The organism is Dokdonia sp. Dokd-P16, assembly GCF_003095655.1.
Lineage (GTDB): Bacteria > Bacteroidota > Bacteroidia > Flavobacteriales > Flavobacteriaceae > Dokdonia.
Genome location: NZ_CP029151.1, coordinates 529135 through 549037, shown reverse-complemented (window position 1 = coordinate 549037; position 19903 = coordinate 529135). Strand labels below are relative to the sequence as shown.

At 36.8% G+C, this 19903-nt stretch carries 20 protein-coding genes; 15 read left to right on the top strand and 5 right to left on the bottom strand.

The window, feature by feature from the left end; all coding sequences use genetic code 11:
• The first annotated feature begins 3 nt into the window (after window positions 1–3).
• Window positions 4–1098: a hypothetical protein gene (locus DCS32_RS02475; protein ID WP_108876853.1), complete on the top strand. Its 1095-nt coding sequence runs from the start codon at window positions 4–6 to the stop codon at window positions 1096–1098.
• A gap of 193 nt (window positions 1099–1291) precedes the next feature.
• Window positions 1292–3268 carry a DNA primase gene (dnaG, locus tag DCS32_RS02470; RefSeq protein WP_108876852.1) on the top strand — a complete coding sequence of 659 codons (1977 nt, stop codon included), beginning with the start codon at window positions 1292–1294 and terminating at the stop codon, window positions 3266–3268.
• On the opposite strand, the gene DCS32_RS02465 is transcribed toward dnaG, so the two are convergent.
• Together DCS32_RS02465 and nadE are read right to left on the bottom strand one after the other, a co-directional pair.
• On the bottom strand, window positions 3265–3903 hold the full coding sequence (locus DCS32_RS02465; protein WP_035335970.1) for a response regulator: 639 nt from the start codon (window positions 3901–3903) through the stop codon (window positions 3265–3267). The two genes, dnaG and DCS32_RS02465, sit on opposite strands and share 4 nt — an antisense overlap.
• 124 nt (window positions 3904–4027) lie before the next feature.
• Window positions 4028–4837, bottom strand: coding sequence for an NAD(+) synthase (nadE, locus tag DCS32_RS02460; RefSeq protein ID WP_108876851.1), 810 nt, complete (start codon window positions 4835–4837; stop codon window positions 4028–4030).
• 112 nt (window positions 4838–4949) lie between these two features.
• On the opposite strand from nadE, the gene gldB reads away from it, so the two are divergent.
• Window positions 4950–5903: a gliding motility lipoprotein GldB gene (gene gldB / locus DCS32_RS02455; RefSeq protein ID WP_239057552.1), complete on the top strand. Its 954-nt coding sequence runs from the start codon at window positions 4950–4952 to the stop codon at window positions 5901–5903.
• Window positions 5904–5906: 3 nt separating this feature from the next.
• Window positions 5907–6245: a gliding motility protein GldC gene (gene gldC / locus DCS32_RS02450; protein WP_108876850.1), complete on the top strand. Its 339-nt coding sequence runs from the start codon at window positions 5907–5909 to the stop codon at window positions 6243–6245.
• Between the two features lie 228 nt (window positions 6246–6473).
• On the opposite strand, the gene DCS32_RS02445 is transcribed toward gldC, so the two are convergent.
• The gene (locus DCS32_RS02445) at window positions 6474–7610 is read right to left on the bottom strand and encodes a LytR/AlgR family response regulator transcription factor (protein ID WP_108876849.1); all 1137 of its coding nucleotides are present in this window, start codon (window positions 7608–7610) and stop codon (window positions 6474–6476) included.
• 205 nt (window positions 7611–7815) lie between these two features.
• Here DCS32_RS02445 and DCS32_RS02440 point away from each other — a divergent pair, with 205 nt between their 5' ends.
• The 5 genes from DCS32_RS02440 to DCS32_RS02420 all read left to right on the top strand — a co-directional run bounded on the left by DCS32_RS02440 (window position 7816) and on the right by DCS32_RS02420 (window position 11703).
• Window positions 7816–8241: an OB-fold protein gene (locus DCS32_RS02440; protein ID WP_108876848.1), complete on the top strand. Its 426-nt coding sequence runs from the start codon at window positions 7816–7818 to the stop codon at window positions 8239–8241.
• An 11-nt stretch (window positions 8242–8252) separates the two neighbouring features.
• A complete protein-coding gene (locus DCS32_RS02435; protein WP_108879222.1) occupies window positions 8253–8798 on the top strand; it encodes a YceI family protein in 546 nt (181 codons plus the stop codon).
• Entirely contained in the window at window positions 8791–9675 is an 885-nt protein-coding gene (locus DCS32_RS02430; RefSeq protein ID WP_108876847.1) for a DUF5777 family beta-barrel protein, read from the top strand. Before DCS32_RS02435 ends, DCS32_RS02430 begins: the two co-directional genes overlap by 8 nt.
• A gap of 547 nt (window positions 9676–10222) precedes the next feature.
• Window positions 10223–11200 carry a hypothetical protein gene (locus DCS32_RS02425; RefSeq protein WP_108876846.1) on the top strand — a complete coding sequence of 326 codons (978 nt, stop codon included), beginning with the start codon at window positions 10223–10225 and terminating at the stop codon, window positions 11198–11200.
• Window positions 11201–11337: 137 nt separating this feature from the next.
• Window positions 11338–11703 (top strand): GTPase, encoded by a 366-nt coding sequence (locus DCS32_RS02420; RefSeq protein ID WP_108879221.1) that lies wholly within the window; start codon window positions 11338–11340, stop codon window positions 11701–11703.
• Between the two features lie 10 nt (window positions 11704–11713).
• On the opposite strand, the gene yihA is transcribed toward DCS32_RS02420, so the two are convergent.
• Entirely contained in the window at window positions 11714–12325 is a 612-nt protein-coding gene (gene yihA / locus DCS32_RS02415; RefSeq protein ID WP_013751371.1) for a ribosome biogenesis GTP-binding protein YihA/YsxC, read from the bottom strand.
• Window positions 12326–12438: 113 nt separating this feature from the next.
• Window positions 12439–13203: an alpha/beta fold hydrolase gene (locus DCS32_RS02410; RefSeq protein ID WP_108876845.1), complete on the bottom strand. Its 765-nt coding sequence runs from the start codon at window positions 13201–13203 to the stop codon at window positions 12439–12441.
• A 316-nt stretch (window positions 13204–13519) separates the two neighbouring features.
• Between DCS32_RS02410 and mraZ the strand changes: the two genes are divergently transcribed.
• The 6 genes from mraZ to mraY are packed head-to-tail and all read left to right on the top strand — an operon-like array spanning window position 13520 to window position 19896.
• Window positions 13520–13990, top strand: a complete 471-nt coding sequence (gene mraZ, locus DCS32_RS02405) for a division/cell wall cluster transcriptional repressor MraZ (RefSeq protein ID WP_108876844.1) — start codon at window positions 13520–13522, stop codon at window positions 13988–13990.
• A complete protein-coding gene (gene rsmH / locus DCS32_RS02400; RefSeq protein ID WP_108876843.1) occupies window positions 13977–14873 on the top strand; it encodes a 16S rRNA (cytosine(1402)-N(4))-methyltransferase RsmH in 897 nt (298 codons plus the stop codon). Before mraZ ends, rsmH begins: the two co-directional genes overlap by 14 nt.
• Window positions 14874–14881: 8 nt before the next feature.
• The gene (locus tag DCS32_RS02395) at window positions 14882–15202 is read left to right on the top strand and encodes an FtsL-like putative cell division protein (protein ID WP_108876842.1); all 321 of its coding nucleotides are present in this window, start codon (window positions 14882–14884) and stop codon (window positions 15200–15202) included.
• A gap of 4 nt (window positions 15203–15206) precedes the next feature.
• Entirely contained in the window at window positions 15207–17198 is a 1992-nt protein-coding gene (locus DCS32_RS02390) for a penicillin-binding protein (RefSeq protein ID WP_108876841.1), read from the top strand.
• Entirely contained in the window at window positions 17195–18658 is a 1464-nt protein-coding gene (locus DCS32_RS02385; protein ID WP_108876840.1) for a UDP-N-acetylmuramoyl-L-alanyl-D-glutamate--2,6-diaminopimelate ligase, read from the top strand. The genes DCS32_RS02390 and DCS32_RS02385 overlap by 4 nt, the downstream gene beginning before the upstream one ends.
• Window positions 18658–19896, top strand: a complete 1239-nt coding sequence (gene mraY, locus DCS32_RS02380) for a phospho-N-acetylmuramoyl-pentapeptide-transferase (RefSeq protein WP_108876839.1) — start codon at window positions 18658–18660, stop codon at window positions 19894–19896. Before DCS32_RS02385 ends, mraY begins: the two co-directional genes overlap by 1 nt.
• Window positions 19897–19903: the final 7 nt, after the last annotated feature.

Genomic DNA, 19903 nt, shown 5'->3' with positions numbered 1-19903 from the left:
GTTATGAAATCAATTATGAAAATTGCCCTAGCGGCAACAGTGGTCATCTTTGCCCAAAATGTACATGCACAAGAGGTTGAGGAAGTCAAGAAAGAAGTCTCTGAGGATATTGTAAGTCAAGTGTCGGCTCTAGAAAAAAGAAAAGAGCAATTAACAGAAAACTGGAAACAAACACTTAAAAGACGTATTGAATATATAAATGCGCAACAAGAGAAGCTAAATCTAAGCGCTGCCGAAGTAGAGGTGAGAAAAAAAGAGGAAGCAGAGGAAATAGCACTTAATATAGAAAATGAGATTTCTATTATTGATAATCAAATAGAATTAGTGAAGCGTACCGGACACATGAATCCCTATTATGGAACTTCGGTAGAGATAGGATTAGGAGGTGTTGATCGAGATGGTAATAGAGTATTAGGTGTTGCTGTAAATAGAAATAAACCTGGAGTAACAAATTATGACAGGCGCACCTATGGAGAAACTGTTTTTGCAACGGGTCTTAATAACGCAGTAAGTGATAATGCAGATATAGGTGATGACTTTTCTATAGGTAAATCTACGTTTGTAGAGTTAGGGTACGCTTGGAAAACAAGAGTTTTTGAAAATTCTGGAGCCATACAGTTTAAGTATGGACTCTCCTTACAAAGCAATTTTTTATCTATTAAGGATGATAAAGCTTTAGTAAGCTTAGAAGAGGGTAATGTGTTAGAAGAATTCCGAGTAGATTTAAAAAAGGCAAAACTTAGAATTACAAATCTGGTGGTACCATTGCATTTTGAATTTGGAGGATGGAAGAAAGAACAGAAGGACGATTACGTTCGTTATAGAACAGCTGGAAAATTTAGAATGGGAATAGGAGGATATGCAGGGGTGCGCTTAGGAACTCAGCAAAAATTGAAATACAAAGAAAACGGCGACCGCATTAAAACAAAGTCACGAGAAGACTTTGACGGAGATAACCTAGTTTACGGATTGTCAAGTTACATAAGAGTGACTGGAGACCTGAGCTTGTATGCTAAGTATGATTTGAGTTCGGCGTTTAAAACGGTAGAGCTGGGAGAGGTAAATAATGTTTCTCTTGGATTGCGATTAGACTTATAGGTTAGTTGTTGCGCTTTCGCGAAAGCATGATTAAAAAAAGAATAGCTCAGATATTTAAATGTCTAGGCTATTTCTATTTGAGGGTGATTCAATTTTTTATCAACGATAAGGTATGTTATATTGAAAACTGTTGTAATTTAAAGTACTTTTGCAAGCTGCCACTGGCACTTCTTAATTAACACGCTGTACTGCTTTGATATCCAAAGAAACCATAGATAAAGTTTTTGAAACTGCTCGTGTAGAGGAGGTGATAGGCGATTTTGTAGTTCTTAAAAAGTCGGGGTCAAACTTTAAAGGGCTCTCTCCATTTTCTGACGAGCGCACGCCAAGTTTTATGGTGAGTCCTGTTAAGCAAATTTGGAAAGATTTCTCTACAGGTAAAGGAGGTTCGGCGGTTTCATTCTTAATGGAACATGAGCATTTTAGCTATCCAGAAGCCATAAAGTACCTTGCCAAAAAGTACAACATTGAGATAGAGGAGACAGAGCGTACAGATGAGCAAAAGGAGGCTGCAAATGAGCGTGAGAGTATGTATCTCGTGAGTGAGTATGCTCGTGATTATTTCCATAAAACAATGCTCAACTCTGAGCAAGGAAAGGCAATAGGTCTTTCATACTTTAAGGAACGTGGGTTTACTGCAGCGACTATTGAAAAATTTGAGTTAGGATATAATCCTGATCAATGGGATGCTTTTACAAGTGAGGCAATACGCCAAGGATACAAACTAGATTACTTAGAAAAAACCGGACTATCCATTGTAAAGGAGGAGAAACAATTTGACCGTTTTAAAGGGCGTGTGATGTTTCCTATACACTCTATGAGTGGTCGTGTGCTAGGTTTTGGAGGTAGAATATTAGATAGTAGCAAGAAAGCGGCAAAATATCTCAACTCTCCAGAAAGTGATATTTACCACAAGAGTAAAGTGCTTTATGGTATTTATTATGCAAAGCAAGCTATTGCAAAGGAGGATAACTGTTACCTGGTAGAAGGGTATACAGATGTGATACAGATGTTTCAGTCGGGTATTGAGAATGTAGTTTCTTCTTCTGGAACAGCGCTTACTCCTGAGCAAATACGATTAATAAATAGACTCACTAAAAATATTACGGTCCTCTTTGATGGTGATGCTGCGGGACAGCGAGCAGCACTACGAGGGATTGATTTAATCCTTGAGCAGGGAATGAACGTGAGGGTTTGCTCCTTTCCTGAGGGTGAGGATCCAGATTCTTTTTCGCGAAAGCATAGTAAAGAAGAAATCGTTGCTTTTTTTGATGAAAATGCAAAAGATTTTATACAGTACAAAGCAAACCTGCTCGTAGAAGAAGCGGCTGGCGATCCTGTAAAAAAAGCAGATACTGTGCGTGATATGGTAGAGAGTATTTCTAAAATACCTGACGCCATAAAGCAAGAAATTTATGTGCAAGAGTGTGCGCGCATAATGGAGGTTTCTGAGACTGTGTTGTATAATACGCTTGCTCAAATACTTAAGAAAGATAAAAAAGAAACAGTAAAACAAGATCGAGGTAATCAATCACCACCACCAGAATATATGTCTGTGGTCCCAGATGAGATGCCTAATGCTGTTGAGAAAGTTAATGTGCTATATGAACTTGAGCGTAAGCTCATAGAGTCGCTACTTTTATACGGGCAGGTAGAAGAAGATTTTGAAGATCTTGTTCTTAAGGAAAATGAAGATGGTAGTCTTGAGCTGGAGCCTATAGTTCATAAGGCAAGAGTTTTTGAAAAAATCTACCTAGATCTTCAAGATGATGAGGTGGAGTTTACAAATGACCTCTTTAAGGTGATCTATGGTAAAATAGTAGCGAAAATGCACCTAGATCAAAATTTCCAAGTTCAGAATTTTATCAATGAGCTAGCACCAGAGGAAGCTAGTGAGATATCTAATATCATCCTTAATGATGAGAAGTATGAGCTTCATAGATGGGATACCCGAGAGGTTTATGTGCGTAAAAAGGATACTTCTGTAGGTCAGTTTGTTACAGAAACGGTACTGAGCCTCAGAAAATATCTTATTACAGAAAAGATAAAGGAGTTGATGAATCAGACCAAGGATAGTACAGACAATAAAGAAATCATTAAAGATATTCTTGATTATCAATCTCTTAATACGTTGCTAGGTAATAAACTAGGGCGAGTTCTATCTGTCTAAACGTGGCTGCTTTGTAATAACCTTGCATGCTTTATAAGCTCTGCAACGTTTTGTGCTTCTAGTTTTTTAAGGAGTCTCATTTTATAAGTACTTACTGTCTTCTCGTTAATGTCTAGCTCTGCTGCAATTTCTTTATTGCGCTTACCATTAGATAATAAGTTTAATACTTCTATCTCTCTACTAGAGAGTTTTTTATACTTAAATGCTAGTCCTTGTGTTGCGTTACCATCACTTACGAGTCTCTGGCTAAGCGCTTCATTAAGGTAGATTCCTCCTCGCTGTACTTGGTTTATGGCATTAAGCACGCGCTGTATAGAAGCGGTCTTTGCTACATAACCAGAAGCTCCATATTTTATAGCGCTTAAAGCATACATCTCTTCTGGATGACAGCTTAATACTAATATCTTGATGTGAGGAAATTCTCTTTTTATCGCCTTTAGCGCGGTAATACTATTAAGGTTAGGAATGTCTATCTCGAGAATGAGGATGTCAATCTCTGTTGTAGTCAGGGTGTTAAGAAGGTCATTACCGTCGTTAACATATCCGATTACTTCATAGTTTCCCTCCGCGAGAAGTATGGAAGAAATTCCCTTACGCGTGATTGGGTGATGATCTGCTATTAAAACTTTGTTCATTAGTTATTTTGTTTAACAAGTAATGAAACAAGTGATTGAGGGGTAGTACTTGTTTGTTTGCACTGCAAAGTACGCTCAATTGTTCAGAGTTTTAACGTTTTTGATCATTTATTCGTTCAAATACCTACTTTTTTAGGTTAACGGGGATGTTGCAGACGGGTATAGGGTTCATTTTGTGCAAATTGGCAGTGTTTAATCTCTTGTAAAGGTCAAAAACACGTCTTTCTTCTGTGGTGAAAGATTCAACAGTTTTGTTGCTATCACCACTTTTAAGTAGCTCATCTTGATGCATTGCCCATTCAAGTTGATCGTAAGTTGCGCCTATTTGATCTTCATCTGTGCGGTCATCTCCCCAAAGTCCATCTGTAGGGGCTGCATTTTGAATACTTTCTGGAACACCAACTGCTGCCGCAAGTTTAAAAACTTCAGATTTCATAAGGTCTGCAATAGGGCTGAGGTCAACACCACCATCACCATATTTTGTATAAAAGCCTACGCCAAAGTCTTCTACTTTATTACCTGTACCAGCAACAAGATATTTGTGAAGTCCAGCAAAGTAATATAGGGTACTCATGCGAAGTCTAGCTCTTGTGTTTGCTAAGCTTAGATTGAGCTGCTCGCTGTCTTCTGCAGTTGGGACAGCGCTCTTTAATTGTTCGAAGGTTTCTGTAAGATTCACCTCCAAGCTTGAGACATTAGCAAAACGCTTTTTGAGCTGGTTGATATGCTCCTTAGCACGAGTCACCTGGCGCTCATCCTGATGGATAGGCATTTCTACACAGAGAACACGTAGTCCTGTTTTTGCACAAAGTGTTGAGGTAAGTGCGCTATCAATACCGCCACTTATACCTATCACAAAGCCAGTCATTCGGGCGTTTGTTGCATATTCTTTAAGCCAGTTTACAATGTGGTCTACTACTTTATCGCTTTGCATAGGTCGCTCTGTTTTGAAGTGCTTTAAATTGGTACTTTTGTGTCCTTAAAGATAATTAATATACGCTTTAAGGTAAGGAATCGTTTTTCTTAAATATAAAGATACAAACTCTATGAATAAAATGCTTATAATTCTGCCATTGCTGGTATGCCTTACTAGTTGTACAGAAGACACAAAGACTCCGCCAGAAATCAAAGCAATGTCTGTAGATATGGAGGTTAGGAGATTTGATCAACTATTTGCTGCTGCTTCAAAGGAAGACCTAGCACCTTTAAGGAAAGAGTTTCCTTATTTATTTTCAAAAAAATTTCCTGACGAATACTGGGCTCAACGTTTTGCAGATACTATACAGTTAGAAATTAACGAAGAGATTGCAAAAGTTTTTCCAGATTTTGAGAGTGAAAAAGCTTCCATAGAAGATCTTTTTCGTCATATTAAGTATTACTTCCCAGAAACTACAATTCCTAAGATTGTAACCCTAACGACAGAAGTTGATTATAGAAATAAAGTCGTGCTAGCAGACAGCCTTTTGTTAGTAGGATTAGATACATACTTAGGGGCAGATCATCATTTTTATGTAGGTATTCCAAAATTTCAAAGTAAGAATTTTAGAAAAGAGCAGATGCCAGTAGATATAGCAGATGCATTTGCAAAAACAAAAACTAATAGATTACGTCAAAAGGACTTCCTTTCTGAGATCATACATGAAGGTAAAAAGTTATACCTCATGCAACTGTTGCTTAGTGAGATACCTGCTCATGAAGTCTTAGGTTATACACCTGAGGAGTTACTATTTGCGCAAGAGAATGAAAAAAATATGTGGGAGTTTTTTGTAAAAAACGAACTGTTATATAGTACAGATAGAAAGCTTTTAAGTCGTTTTATAAATCCAGCGCCTTTCTCAAAATTCTATCTTTCCTTTGATAATGAGACGCCTGGTCGAGTGGGGAGATATATAGGTCACGAGATTGTAAAATCATATATGGATAACAACGATGTATCGCTTAAAGTCTTATTGAATCAAGATGCAACTATTATCTTTGCAAACGCAAAATACAAACCCTAAGGAATGGCTAAGAAAGAAAAATCTGAAATTAAAATAGCAATCGAACTTGATGAGAATCGTGTTCCAGAAAGTATGGCTTGGACTGCACGTGATGGTGGAGTAGCAAACGAGGAAGCAAAAGCAATGCTTCTTTCTTTATGGGATCCTAACCAAAAGGAAACTGTACGTATTGATTTATGGACAAAAGATATGCCCGTAGATGAGATGCAGCAATTTTTTCACCAAGTACTTGTGGGTATGACAGAGTCTTTTCGTCGTGCTACAAATGATGAGAAAATGGCAGATACTATGAAAGATTTTGCAGATTATTTTGCAGAACACCTTGATCTAAAAGAAAAATAGTACACATAATTATCGGCTGGTTCCATAAGAACGCCTTAACTAGCACAACAATTTGGGTTACTACTATAGATTTATGGAGTGTTATGCTTTCGCGAAAGCAAAAAATATCACCTTAAATAAATTAAATGGTTCCTAAAGATTGGAACTAGTGACAGATACATTCTAGCATATTATATTTTTTTAAGGAATTATCTTACGTAGAAGTTGATGGTGCTAGTTGTGATAATCTTATAAATCAAGCCATTGTTTAAAGGATGCGGCTTTGTTTTTTCCAATGATAATTTCAATTTCTGACTCAGGATTTGTTTGAATTTTAAGAGCGCTATTTCCAAATTTCGTAATTTTTTCAATGGCGTGTATAGCAACTATAATTTGTCTATTTGCTCTAAAAAAAAGTCCTTGATCAAGTGAGGAGTAAATTTGATCTAAACTATCATTTGTAGTACTGCGGCGGCCATCCTTTTTTATAACATACGTAATACTATTGTCTACATAAATATATGAGATGTCATCTGTAGATATAGATAAGAGTTCGTTGCGCACATAAGTAAGTAAGCGTTGTTTAGATTTTTCCTGCGTATCAATTACGTCATCTCCAGATTCCTTTTTTGATACATTTGAGTTGAGTTCTTGCGTTTCTCTTATTTCAAGTATATTTTTCTGATAGTTTTCTAGAGATGTATTAAGCTTTGAAAGGCTAAGTACACTATCTTCTATTGTACTTGTTTTTAATGCTAGTTGTTCTTCATAATAACTAGAAATATATCTAATAATCGCTAGTACAAACAATAGTGTAAACAAGCCTATTATGAGAAAACCTGTATTAAAAAGAGTTCTAGTCTCTTTAATGCGTAGCTGAATGTTTTTTCTATTAATGTATGCGGTAACAATAAGATCCGTATTAGGGATAGATAGCATATAGATGATATCATCATTTATGGTTAATGAAATATCTTTTTTTGAGTTTTTGATAAGCTTGTATAGATCTTCTCCAGACATTATTGTTTCTATACTCGAGGTATTGTTATCTTGATCTGGAATTTTAGCACCTATTAAAGTGAGATCTGGATGAGAGACTATTTTTCCCGACCAGTTTATAAGAGAAAGGTATACGTCTTCTCTATGTGTATTTGTTATTGCCTTTTGTATACCTTGTATTGTTTTTTCCTTATCTGTTTTAGAAATTTGACCTTCACTAAAGACCACAGCAATTTGAGTAGTCTCTGCTTTTGCGGCAGAAATCTCACTATCTAAAAGTGTAATCGTTGTGTTTTTGATAAAATAAGGCGTTGCAAAAAAAGCAATGATCAAAAAGAAAATAGTGGTTCCTAAAGTAATGTAAAGATAGATTTTGTAATTTCTCATGTTTTTCAAATACAGTAAAGATAAGTCAAAGTGGTTCTTGATTGAGATTTAGGTAAGGGATATTCCGTTTCAATGCTGGAAATTCCTATTCAGGGAGTCTCTTTGTTGTTTACATGATTAAGATGATGGGATCATGTATTTTTGATACTTTCAATAGTATTTATGTAGCAATATTAACGGTATTGAAAACACAATATTTGTAAGTATGAAGGGTTCAAACAATCAAGTTATAAAATTTTTTTTAGGAATTATGATGGTTTTTGTTGTGCTGTTTGTGGTTATAAAAATAAGCGCTAAGAAAACTGCTAAGACGCAATCTTTAGAAACAGAATTGAATATGACGGCACAAGATTTTTTCCTGCCGTTACAAGATGACCATCCTGATGAGCTTGCAAGGTATGTAGAAAAGGCGATCGAAGTTGAAGGAGTAGTAAAAAACATTACACAACGTGATGGTGTGTATTCTTTAATATTAGAAGGTGAAAATATGGGACGCAACGTTATTTGTGAAATGCAGAGAGATCAAGATATGGCAATGAGCAAGCTTAAAGTGGGTGATAAAATAATGGTAAAAGGAATTTTTAAAGGATTTCTTCTTGACGCTATTTTGTTAAATTGCATCAAAATTTAAGGATGTTATTTATGAATAGAGTAGTACTCATTTCTTTTCTTATAGTTTCCATGTACAGTAATGCTCAAGGTCTAGAGAAAGTTATTGCTAGACAGGGTAAAATGTCCTTTTTGTCTTACACATCTGTCGAGAATATTAAAGCAGAAAATGCTCAAGTCTTAAGTTTTTTAAACCCTAACACTGGAGAAATTGCAGTGCGAGTTTTAATGCGAGCTTTTAAATTTGAAAAATCACTTATGGAAGAGCATTTTAATGAAAGCTATATGGAATCAGATTTGTATCCCGAAGCAAATTTCATTGGTCGTATTGATAATTATGACGCTAGCATTCAAGATACTCACACGCGTCTTGTAAGAGGTGATTTTACATTGCGCGGTATCACAAAGCCGCTAGAGTTTAAGGTTGCCATACGCGTTGTAAATAATATTATTTACGTGGATGGTAACCTAGAAATATTAGTTCAGGATTTTGACATTAATATTCCAGCGTTGCTTTCGCCTAATATTGCAAAGAAAATTCAGGTAGCATTTAATTTTGATTACACTCCCTATGAATAATAAAGTACTTCATTATATTCTTGCATTAGTTTCATTAGTATACGGGCAAGATTTAGTTGCCCAGGATCTATTGACATTACTAGATAAGGAACCTATAGTCCAGCCAGAATTTGCCTTATCTACATTTAAAGGAAATAGATTGTCTCTAGGCCATTCTGTTGAAACCAGAAAAAAAGGAGCATTAGAGTTTACCTTTATGAGTAGGTATTGGAACACAACCCAAGAGAATAGCAATAGTTTTATTGCAGATAGAGTGAGCACTCGTCTTGGTGCAGACTACGCTATCACAGATCGCTTTACTACAGGAGTTGGTTTTGGACTGTCTAATGGTATTGTAGATGGATATGCAAAGTATAGGATATTGCGCCAAGGAATTAATAATAATGGTAGCCCTATTGGAATTACAGGTTTACAAACCGCTACTTATAGATCAAAATCGTTTAATAATATAGAAGAAAGAGATGATTTTTTTCAAAAAACAGCTTTTACAACGCAATTGCTTATTGCTAGAAAGATTACTCAAGATTTCTCATTACAGCTTAGCCCTACCTTTGTGTACCGAAGTTCTTCTAGAAATATAAATGATGATAATACCCAGTTTGCTGTAGGCTTTGGTGGGAGGTATAAAGTAGCACATCATGTTAGTATTGTGTCAGAGTATTATTATGTGGCTAATGAGTTAGAAAGTATCGAGACATTTGGCGCGTTTGCCTTAGGAGTCAATTGGAGTGTAAGACATATTTTATTACAATTTTCAATGACTAATAACCCAACGTTTACAGAAGACTCTTTTATTACACAAACTAGAAAGAATTTTAACTTTAGAGATGGGAACTTCTTCTTTGGTTTTAATGCCACCTATTTTTTGCAGCTGTAAGCCAGATAAAATAAAGTATTTAATGAAAAGCGATACTGTATTAATATACAGTATCGCTTTTTTATGTTTTAACAATTTGCTGTAAGATAGGGGTAATGTAGAAAGTAAGTGTATTGGGAATACTACTTTAAAGAAAAGGCATTTACTAGTCGCTGTTATGCAATGTAAGTTGTATTAGACTCATATTATGTAATTGCATATTATTTTTAACCATTTAATGTAGTCTATAAATAGTACTGCATCGCTCCTTTCTAAATCTTAGGAGCTTTTTTTAATACAGCTCTTTTGTAGTAATATGCACTATATGCATTGCACTAATAATATATAGATCAAATGCTATGTGTTCCATAATAGATACGGCAGCTGTAAAAAGGGTTTTTAATAAACTAGATAGTAATATTGCCTCAAAGCCCATGTATAAAGAGTTTGTTCTTTCCGTTTTAAGGCTTTTTTTTCCTCCTCACTGTATTTTACAGAAAGAAAAGAAAGGATTTGGAGTTTATTTGTACCAAGTAAAAAGTATAAATGAATTAAAAATAAACGTAACATGAAAAAGATTTTCTTACCATTATTAATTGTTTTAATGACAATAAGCTGTAGCAGTGATGATGACAACACAGTAACACCAGATGTAATAGTCCCTGTAACAGAAACACCGGATGAGCCAGAGGAGTCAGTGGCCGGTCTTATTAGAATTACAGAAGTAGATGCAACAAACGATCTTGTAGTTGTAACAAACCTAGGCGATAGTACGCTAGAATTAGGAAGTTATTTCTTGTGTCTCGGTCCTGGAACATACGCTGCCATCTCTGGTCTTACTAGTGATAATACCGCTGTCGCGCCTAATGGGTCTATAACATTAAGTTATGATGTAAATGAAGCACAAGACGGACTAGCGGTTTTTGCTACCAGTGAATTTTCTAGCTCTGATCCAGACATTTTATTAGATTATGTGCAGTGGGGAGCAACAAATCAATCTCGTGTAGATCAAGCAGTAGCCGCTGGAAGATGGGATAGTGCAACTAGTTTTGCAGCAGGGGTAAGTCTCTATACCTTTGATGGTACTTCCTCAGATGTAGGGTCTACTTTTTGGAGTGGTCAAGATCCTTTTGTTGCCGTACGTGTTCTTAATGTAGATGCAGAAGGTGACTTAGTAACCTTAACAAATTTTGGAAACACAAGTGTAGATGTAGGTCCTTACTGGTTATGTCTAGGTCCTGGAACGTATGTGAATGTTGCAAATGTTGCGACAGGAAGTACTGTATTGGGAGCAAATGCAACGATCACACTTCCTTATAACGTAAATCCAGCTACTGGTGGTTTAGGTGTTTTCTCTACAAATACATTTAGCTCTTCAGATCCTACAATATTACTGGATTATGTACAATGGGGAGCAGCAAATCAAGCACGAGCAAATCAAGCAGTAGCTGCAGGTAGATGGGATAGTGCAGGTAATTTTGTAGCACAAGCAGATGAGTATAGTTTTACAGGAGGTGCTCAAGATGTAGGAGTAACATTCTGGTAGTAATCTGTAGTTGAAAAAAATGATTATTTAATTATTGTTGGAAAAAAGGACGTCTTTTATGGGCGTCCTTTTTTTTAATTAGAAACAGTCAGTAAATGTTGCTTTGCTTCAAGGTAAGTGATATTATATTTGTTCTAATGAAGCTACTATTTGTTTATAACGCAAATTCAGGAAAACTCAATGCACTTATGGATAGTGCGCACAAATGGATACGTCCAGAAACCTACGAGTGTGATTTGTGCAGTTTAACCTTTGGAGTGTTTAAGGAAAAGGAGGAATGGTTACGCTTTCGCGAAAGCGTTAAAACACCATTAGAATTTCTTCACAAGGATGAATTTTTAAAAGCTTATAAATCTAAGTGGTTGCCTAAGTATGAATTTCCCGTGGTACTAGCGGTTACAGAAGCTGGTCTGGAAGTTGTAATAAGTGCAGATGCATTTACTGGTATTGCATCTTCTCAAGAGCTTATTGAGCAAGTCAATAAAATTATAGAATCTTATTAGTTGACTTAGTTTAGTAGCCTGGCTTTAGGTTCTCGTTGAGGTCTTCTATGTAGCCTAAAATTTCATCTTGACCATCACCATGTGATGCGCTGCTCACGAAGTATTTAGGAAATTCCCACCATACACCATCAAGCATAATCTTTTTATAGACTTCTATGTTGCGTTCGAGCGCTTGTGGACGTAGCTTATCTGCTTTGGTAAAAATGATAGAAAATGGAATCTCTTTTTCGCCTAAATATTCCATGAATTCCATGTCGATTTTTTGAGGCTCGTGACGACAATCTACAAGCACAAAGGCAGAGATCATTTGCTCGCGTTGCTCAAAGTAATCTGTAATGAATTTTTGAAAGTATTTTTTATCTTTCTTAGATACACGAGCATATCCGTAACCAGGTAAATCTACGAGGTGCCAGTTTTCGTTAATCAAGAAGTGATTAATAAGCTGCGTCTTACCAGGTCTTCCAGATGTTTTTGCCAGACTCTTACGGTTAGTAAGCATATTAATAAGCGAAGACTTTCCTACATTAGAGCGGCCTATAAAGGCATATTCTGGAATGCGAGTGTTAGGGCACTTTGTGACTTCGGAGTTACTTACTACAAAAGAGGCAGACTTGATTTTCATATCGCAAAAATAGTAATGTAATCGTTTAATAAAGAATATGAAGCACATTATATGCTCAAAGTCTCAAGAATGAGTATGAGTTGTCTATGTATGTTTGTTGTGGTTGAGGCTTTTTAAAACTCTCTTTGTTTAAGCCACTTCAACAAAATGTCGTTAAACTCTGTTGGCTTTTCCATCATAGCTGCATGACCACATTCCTCTATCCAAAACAGATCTGAGTCTGGAAGTAATTTATTAAAATCTTCTGCAACCTCAGGTGGAGTAACACCATCTTGACGTCCCCAGATAATACAAGTAGGTGTATTCATATCTGGAAGGTCTTGTGCCATGTTATGACGTATTGCACTTTTTGCTATAGCAAGCGTCTTAAGTAATTTATTGCGATCGTTTACTGTGTCGTAAACTTCGTCTACAATTTCTTTGGTAGCACACTCAGGATTATAAAATACTCCTTGTGCTTTCTTTTTGATGTACTCATAATCACCACGCTTAGGGTAGCTTTCTCCCATCGCGCTTTCATAAAGTCCAGAGCTGCCTGTAATTACAAGAGCCTTTACTTTTTCTGGAGACATTTTAGTGTGATACAGTCCCACATGACCACCCATAGAATTGCCTAGAAGAATTACTTCTTCATAGCCTTTCATTTCAATGAATTCGTCAAGATACTTAGCAAACGATTTCACCCCTGTTTTAATAAGAGGCATCGTGTATACTGGAAGTTCCGGGATTACCACTTTATACCCATTTTCCGAGAAATGAGAAGTCACTGCATCAAAATTACTCAGGCCTCCCATTAAACCATGAAGAATGATAATCGGTGTTCCTTCGCCTTTTTCTAGATAAGTAAATTTCCCTTCGGTAATTAAGTCGTGTTTCATAAAAGTGGTTAGTAATCGGTATAAGCAAATATACTTATTTCGGTTTTGATTAGTTGCTCTTTTTTTACAATGGTCTTAATGCGTGATACTGAGCATTTTTAAGGTTATAGCAAGTTGTTTTAGTACGCTTTCGCGAAAGCAAAAAAAAGAAAATCAAGCTCAAAAGAGAAAGAAAATTATAAAATTCTACTCATCAACATATTGTTAACAAGTGGAGGTAGGTGGTATAACTTATCAACAAAGTGGTAGAATGTGGTAAAAAGTGGTAATATTTGCGCTATATTTGAGTTAATACATAAAAACTAACCTATCTCGAGTGATTAACCTCATTGGAACATACGAATGTAAAATAGACGCTAAGGGCCGACTCATGTTGCCTCAAGCGTTTAAAAAGCAGCTGGCTCCTATCCTTCAGGATGGTTTTGTGCTTAAGCGCGCTGTGTTTCAAAAGTGCCTTGAGTTATATCCTATTGCAGAGTGGAACACGCTAAGTGCAAAGGTGAATAAGCTTAATCGTTTTAATAAGAAGAATGATGAGTTTATACGTCGTTTCAATGCAGGTGTTAAGCCAGTAGAAGTTGATGGAACAGGAAGAGTTTTAGTGTCTAAAGATTTAGGAAATTTTGCAAAACTTGAGAAGTCGATTGTGGTAAATGCTGCTTTCAATATTCTGGAGATTTGGGATAAAGATTTATACGAAAAAGCCATTGATGAGGCAGCACTAGATTTTGCAGATCTTGCTGAGGAAGTGATGGGAGATAGCGATATACCAGATGGATTATCATAACCCAGTATTATTAAAAGAGACGGTAGATGGTCTCAATATCAAGCCAGATGGTGTCTATGTAGATGTCACCTTTGGTGGTGGTGGTCATTCTCGTGAGATTTTGAGTAGGCTAGGTCCTGAGGGAAAACTTTATGGTTTTGATCAAGATATAGATGCTCAGGAGAATATAATCGAGGATGAGCGATTCACGCTTATTCCAGAAAACTTTAGATACATCAAGCGATTTATGCGCTTTCATGGTGTGAAAAAAGTAGATGGAATTCTTGGTGATTTTGGGGTGAGTTCACATCAATTTGATGTTGCAGAACGTGGTTTTTCTACTCGTTTTGAGAGTGATCTCGATATGAGGATGAATCAAAAGGATGCTTTATCTGCTTATAATGTGATCAATGAATATGAGGAAGAAGATTTAAGACAAGTGTTCTGGCAGTACGGAGAACTTCGTAATGCGCCTAAACTTGCTAGCACTATTGTTCAAGAGCGCAATAGTCAGTTTATAAAAACAAGTGAGCACCTTAAAAAAGTGTTAGCTCCATTTTTGCCTAAACATAGAGAGCATAAAATACTTGCTCAGATTTACCAGGCAATTCGCATAGAAGTAAATCAGGAGATCGAAGTGCTTAAGGAGTTTTTAATGCAAACAGAGCAACTGCTTGATGCAGGTGGGAGAATAAGCTTGATAAGCTATCACTCACTTGAAGACCGTCTAGTGAAAAGGTATATAAGGAGTGGGATGTTTGAAGGTGAGCCGGAGAAAGATATGTATGGGAATTTTGAGGTTCCTTTTAAGAAAGTAGGAAAGCTCATTATTCCAGACGGTAAAGAGATAAAATTAAACAACAGAGCGCGCAGTGCAAAGTTGAGAATCGCTGAAAAACTTTAAGGGACGCAGTGAGCAAGTTTAATAATATACTCAAGGGTAAATTTCTAGTAGATGAGGACGCCTTTAAAAACTGGAGGATGATCATTTTCATTTCAGTTCTAGCATTAATCATGATTGCTAGTTCGCACAGAGCAGATGAGAAGGTCTATGAGATTGCAAGATTAAAAGAAGAAGTAGCCGAGCTGAGAAGCGAAGCGGTAGACAGCCGAGTAAATCTCTGGAAGTTAAAAACAAATAGTAGTGTGGCAAGAGCGTTAGAGGCAAGAGGAATTAAACCTTCTAATGTGCCGCCCAAAAAGATAAAAGTAACAACGCAAGAAACAGATTAATAACGTGGCAACCACAGAGAAGCACATATTAAACCGCCTTTATTTCGTCGCTGGATGTATGTTCCTCCTAGCGATCATAATTGCATACAAGCTTATTGTGATTCAGGTGTTTCAAGGTGCTAAGTATCGTGAGCTTGCTACTACTAGCACAGAGAAGATGGTGACCATCCCAGCTACTCGTGGTAATCTTTATGCAGAAGATGGGAGTCTTCTTGCTACTTCACAAATCAAATACGATATACGATGGGACGCAGTAGCACCATCTAAGGAGAATTTCAACGAGAATATAGTTGGTCTTTCTAAGGGTCTTTCTAAAGTTTTAGGGAAGCCTCAATCTTATTATGAGAATAGACTACGTAAAGCACGTAATACCAAAAACCGTTACCTGTTTATTGCTAGAAAACTAGGCTACGCAGAGTATGTGAAGATTAAGTCTCTACCATTATTTAATAAAGGTCAATTTAGAGGCGGGATTATTATCGAGGAGCATACAGAGCGTGAGCATCCACTTGAGAAAATGGCAGAGCGTACCGTAGGGTATGAGCGTCAAGATGATAGTGGTTACTACACACGCGTGGGTCTTGAGGGAGCATATGGGTATTACTTGCGTGGGAAAGAAGGTCGTCGTCTTAAGCAGAAGATTGCAAAAGGAGAATGGAAGCCTCTTGGTGTAGGTAATGTGATCGAGCCACGAGATGGTTATGATGTAATCTCAACCATAGATGTAAATATTCAAGATGTAGCACACAATGCATTATTAGCAAGTCTACAAAAATATCAAGCAGACCATGGATGTGTGGTCGTTATGGAGACAAAAACTGGAGAGATTAAAGCAATCTCAAATCTAGGTAGAACTCCTGAAGGTAAATACTATGAGCGTCTTAACTATGCGGTAGGCGAGGCGCACGAGCCAGGTTCTACATTTAAGTTGATGACTATGGTAGCCGCACTTGAGGATAAAGTAATAGACTCAAGTACAGTTTTTGACACAGAAAATGGACGTGTAAAATTTTATGATCGCACCGCGATAGATTCTAAGCGTGGAGGTTATGGTAAGATAACAGCGGCAAAGGCTTTTGAGCTGAGTAGTAATACGGCTTTCGCCAAAATGATAAACGATAACTACGCGTCAGAGCCAGAAAAGTTTGTAAAACGACTTTTTAATATGGGGCTTAATGATCAGCTAGGACTTGAAATTAAAGGAGAAGGAAAACCAAATTTTCCTTACCCAGGAGATAAAAACTGGTATGGGACAACGCTTCCATGGATGGCTTTTGGTTACGGGATAGAGTTAACGCCTTTACAAACACTCACATTTTACAATGCGATTGCAAATGATGGAGAGATGGTAAAGCCTCGCTTTATTAAAGAGGTGAAAGAATGGGATCAAACCATTGAGACTTTTGATAAAGAGGTGATCAATTCTCGTATCGCATCTCAGGCTACTATTAATGTAGTAAAGGAGATGATGAAAAAAACTGTTGAGCGTGGAACGGCTAGAAATATTTACAGCGAAGAGTTTTCAATGGCTGGAAAGACGGGTACTTGCCAGACGGAGTATTGGATAGAAGCAGGGAGGTATATTTCATCATTTGCAGGCTATTTTCCAGCAGATGAGCCTAAGTATTCTTGTATTGTGGTAGTAAATAAACCTAAAAAGTCTCTCGGATTTTACGGAAATATTGTTGCTGCACCGGTATTTAAGGAGATTGCTCAAAAGATTTATACAGATACTCCAGTAATTGATGAGGTGAAGTTGCCTACAGGTAATTCAAAGGTTATTGAGGGAGATTATCAGAAGTATTATGCAAATGTGAATAAAGCACATAGCAAGATGCCTAATGTAAAAGGAATGCCTGGGATGGATGCAATTGCATTACTAGAAAATCTAGGTTTAAAAGTAAATTTTCGCGGAAGCGGGAAAGTAAAAAGTCAGTCTATAAAAGCTGGCGATAAAATAGAGAAGAATAAAATAATCACGCTACAATTATCTTGATACTACTTAAAGACATATTATATAAAGTAACGCTAGAAACTGTGGTGGGTAATACTGCTGTGGCAATAACTAATGTTCATTTTGACTCACGTAAAGTGTCTCTTAATGATGTATTTGTTGCCGTACGTGGAACGCAAAGTGATGGTCATGATTATATAACTAACGCTGTAAATCAAGGTGCAATAGCGATTATATGTGAGGAACTTCCAGAGCAAATTGTAAACGGGATAACATACGTTAAGGTAGCAGATACTTCTAGCGCACTCGCTACAATAGCTTCTAATTTTTATGGAAACCCATCGGCTAATTTAAAGCTTATCGGGATTACGGGAACTAATGGTAAGACCACTATCGCTAGTTTGCTATACCAACTGTTTCAAAAGGCAGGTTATAAAACAGGATTGCTTTCTACGGTAAAGATTTTAGTTGATAAAACCGAGTATAAAGCAACGCATACTACTCCAGATAGTTTAACAATAAACAAATATCTGGCTGAGATGTCTGAGGCAGGTGTTGAGTATTGCTTTATGGAGGTGAGTTCACATGGGATTCATCAAAAGCGTACAGAAGGTTTGCGTTTTGAGGGAGGAATTTTTACAAACCTATCTCACGATCATCTAGATTACCACGACACCTTTGCAGAGTACAGAGATGTTAAGAAGAAATTTTTTGATGAGTTGCCTAAAACTGCTTTTGCGCTAGTAAATAACGATGATAAAAATGGACCTGTTATGGTTCAGAATACAAAAGCAAAAAAAGTAACCTACGCTTTAAAATCATATGCAGATTATAGAGCGCAAATTTTAGAAAACCAACTGTCTGGATTATTACTTAAAATTCAAGATCAAGAAGTTTGGGTAAAGCTTATTGGGTCATTTAATGCCTATAATTTGCTAGCCATTTTTGCAACGGCAGAGCTTTTGGAACTAGATCAAATGGAAGCATTAAAGCTTTTAAGTGAGTTAGAAAGTGTGTCTGGGCGTTTCCAATACTTTATTTCAGAAGGTAATGTGACAGCAATAGTAGATTATGCACACACGCCAGATGCTCTTAAAAATGTACTAGAGACCATAAATGACATCCGCACTAAAAATGAGGAGCTTATTACGGTTGTAGGAGCTGGTGGAGATAGAGATACTACAAAGCGTCCTAAGATGGGGCACATTGCAAGTGCGCTGAGTACGAAAGCTATTATCACAAGTGATAATCCGCGCTCAGAAAAGCCAGAAGCAATTATCGAGCAAGTAGAAGCAGGTGTTGAGCCTATTAACTACAAGAAGATTTTATCTATCACAGATAGAAAGCAAGCTATAAAAACAGCTTGCCAACTTGCAAATCCAGGAGATATAATTCTTATCGCAGGTAAAGGTCATGAGACTTACCAAGAGATTATGGGAGAGCGATTTGATTTTGACGATTATAAAATAGTACAAGAAACCCTTAAACAACTTAATAAGTAATGCTGTATCATCTTTTTCAATGGTTAGACGAAGCTTATAACTTGCCTGGTGCAGGGTTGTTTCAGTTCAGTACGTTTCGTGCTGCACTTGCGGTATTAATATCGTTAGGACTTTCTACTATTTATGGAGAGCGTATTATTAAGCTCTTGCAGCGCAAGCAAATGGGAGAGCAAATACGCGATTTAGGGCTAGAAGGTCAGGCAGAAAAAGCAGGAACTCCTACTATGGGAGGCCTTATTATCATAGGTGCTACGCTTATTCCTGTATTACTGTTAGGTGACTTACAAAATATATATATCCTCCTTCTTATCGTTACAACGGTATGGATGGGAATCATAGGCTTCTTAGATGATTATAAGAAGAAAATGCAAAAAAATAAAGACGGACTTGCTGGTAAGTATAAGGTAATAGGTCAAGTAGGTTTAGGAATTATAGTAGGTGCAACGATGTTTTTTCATAGTGATATCACTATCCGTGGAGAGATCAAACAAACTGCTGGTACAGAAAAAGTAGAAATTACTACTGTAAGAGGAGATGCAAAATTTGATGAAGCGCATAAGAGTTTAAAAACTACCATACCATTTGTCAAGGATAACGAACTCAATTATGAAACAATCCTTACAAGCATTAACGAAGATTGGAAAGGGTATGCGTGGATCATATTTATACCTATTGTAATATTTATAATCACAGCGGTTTCTAATGGTGCAAACCTCACTGATGGTATTGACGGCCTGGCAGCAGGAACAAGTGCGATTATTGTGCTTACACTTGGGATTTTTGCATTTATATCTGGTAACATAATTTTTAGTGATTACCTCAATGTGATGTACATACCAGGTACTGGGGAGATGCTCATATTTATTGCTGCATTTGTAGGAGCGCTTATAGGATTCTTATGGTACAATGCCTATCCAGCGCAAGTTTTTATGGGAGACACAGGTAGTCTTACCATAGGAGGAATTATAGCGGTACTTGCCATTGCAACTAGAAAAGAATGGCTCATCCCAATACTATGCGGAATTTTCTTAATGGAGAATCTTTCGGTGGTGTTGCAGGTGGGATATTTTAAATACACAAAAAAGAAATTTGGTGAAGGTAGACGCATCTTTTTGATGTCACCACTACACCACCATTATCAAAAGAAAGGTATCCACGAGAGTAAAATTGTATCCAGATTTTGGATTGTAGGGATTTTACTGGCTGTACTTTCTATTATAACATTGAAAATTAGATAATCACGCT

Coding starts and splice junctions, on each gene's coding strand:
- DCS32_RS02475 (WP_108876853.1), top strand. CDS start 4: ATGAAATCAATTATGAAAATTGCCCTAGCGGCAACAGTGGTCATCTTT.
- DCS32_RS02465 (WP_035335970.1), bottom strand. CDS start 3,903: ATGAACAAAGTTTTAATAGCAGATCATCACCCAATCACGCGTAAGGGA.
- nadE (WP_108876851.1), bottom strand. CDS start 4,837: ATGCAAAGCGATAAAGTAGTAGACCACATTGTAAACTGGCTTAAAGAA.
- gldB (WP_239057552.1), top strand. CDS start 4,950: ATGAATAAAATGCTTATAATTCTGCCATTGCTGGTATGCCTTACTAGT.
- gldC (WP_108876850.1), top strand. CDS start 5,907: ATGGCTAAGAAAGAAAAATCTGAAATTAAAATAGCAATCGAACTTGAT.
- DCS32_RS02445 (WP_108876849.1), bottom strand. CDS start 7,610: ATGAGAAATTACAAAATCTATCTTTACATTACTTTAGGAACCACTATT.
- DCS32_RS02440 (WP_108876848.1), top strand. CDS start 7,816: ATGAAGGGTTCAAACAATCAAGTTATAAAATTTTTTTTAGGAATTATG.
- DCS32_RS02435 (WP_108879222.1), top strand. CDS start 8,253: ATGAATAGAGTAGTACTCATTTCTTTTCTTATAGTTTCCATGTACAGT.
- DCS32_RS02430 (WP_108876847.1), top strand. CDS start 8,791: ATGAATAATAAAGTACTTCATTATATTCTTGCATTAGTTTCATTAGTA.
- DCS32_RS02425 (WP_108876846.1), top strand. CDS start 10,223: ATGAAAAAGATTTTCTTACCATTATTAATTGTTTTAATGACAATAAGC.
- DCS32_RS02420 (WP_108879221.1), top strand. CDS start 11,338: ATGAAGCTACTATTTGTTTATAACGCAAATTCAGGAAAACTCAATGCA.
- yihA (WP_013751371.1), bottom strand. CDS start 12,325: ATGAAAATCAAGTCTGCCTCTTTTGTAGTAAGTAACTCCGAAGTCACA.
- DCS32_RS02410 (WP_108876845.1), bottom strand. CDS start 13,203: ATGAAACACGACTTAATTACCGAAGGGAAATTTACTTATCTAGAAAAA.
- rsmH (WP_108876843.1), top strand. CDS start 13,977: ATGGATTATCATAACCCAGTATTATTAAAAGAGACGGTAGATGGTCTC.
- mraY (WP_108876839.1), top strand. CDS start 18,658: ATGCTGTATCATCTTTTTCAATGGTTAGACGAAGCTTATAACTTGCCT.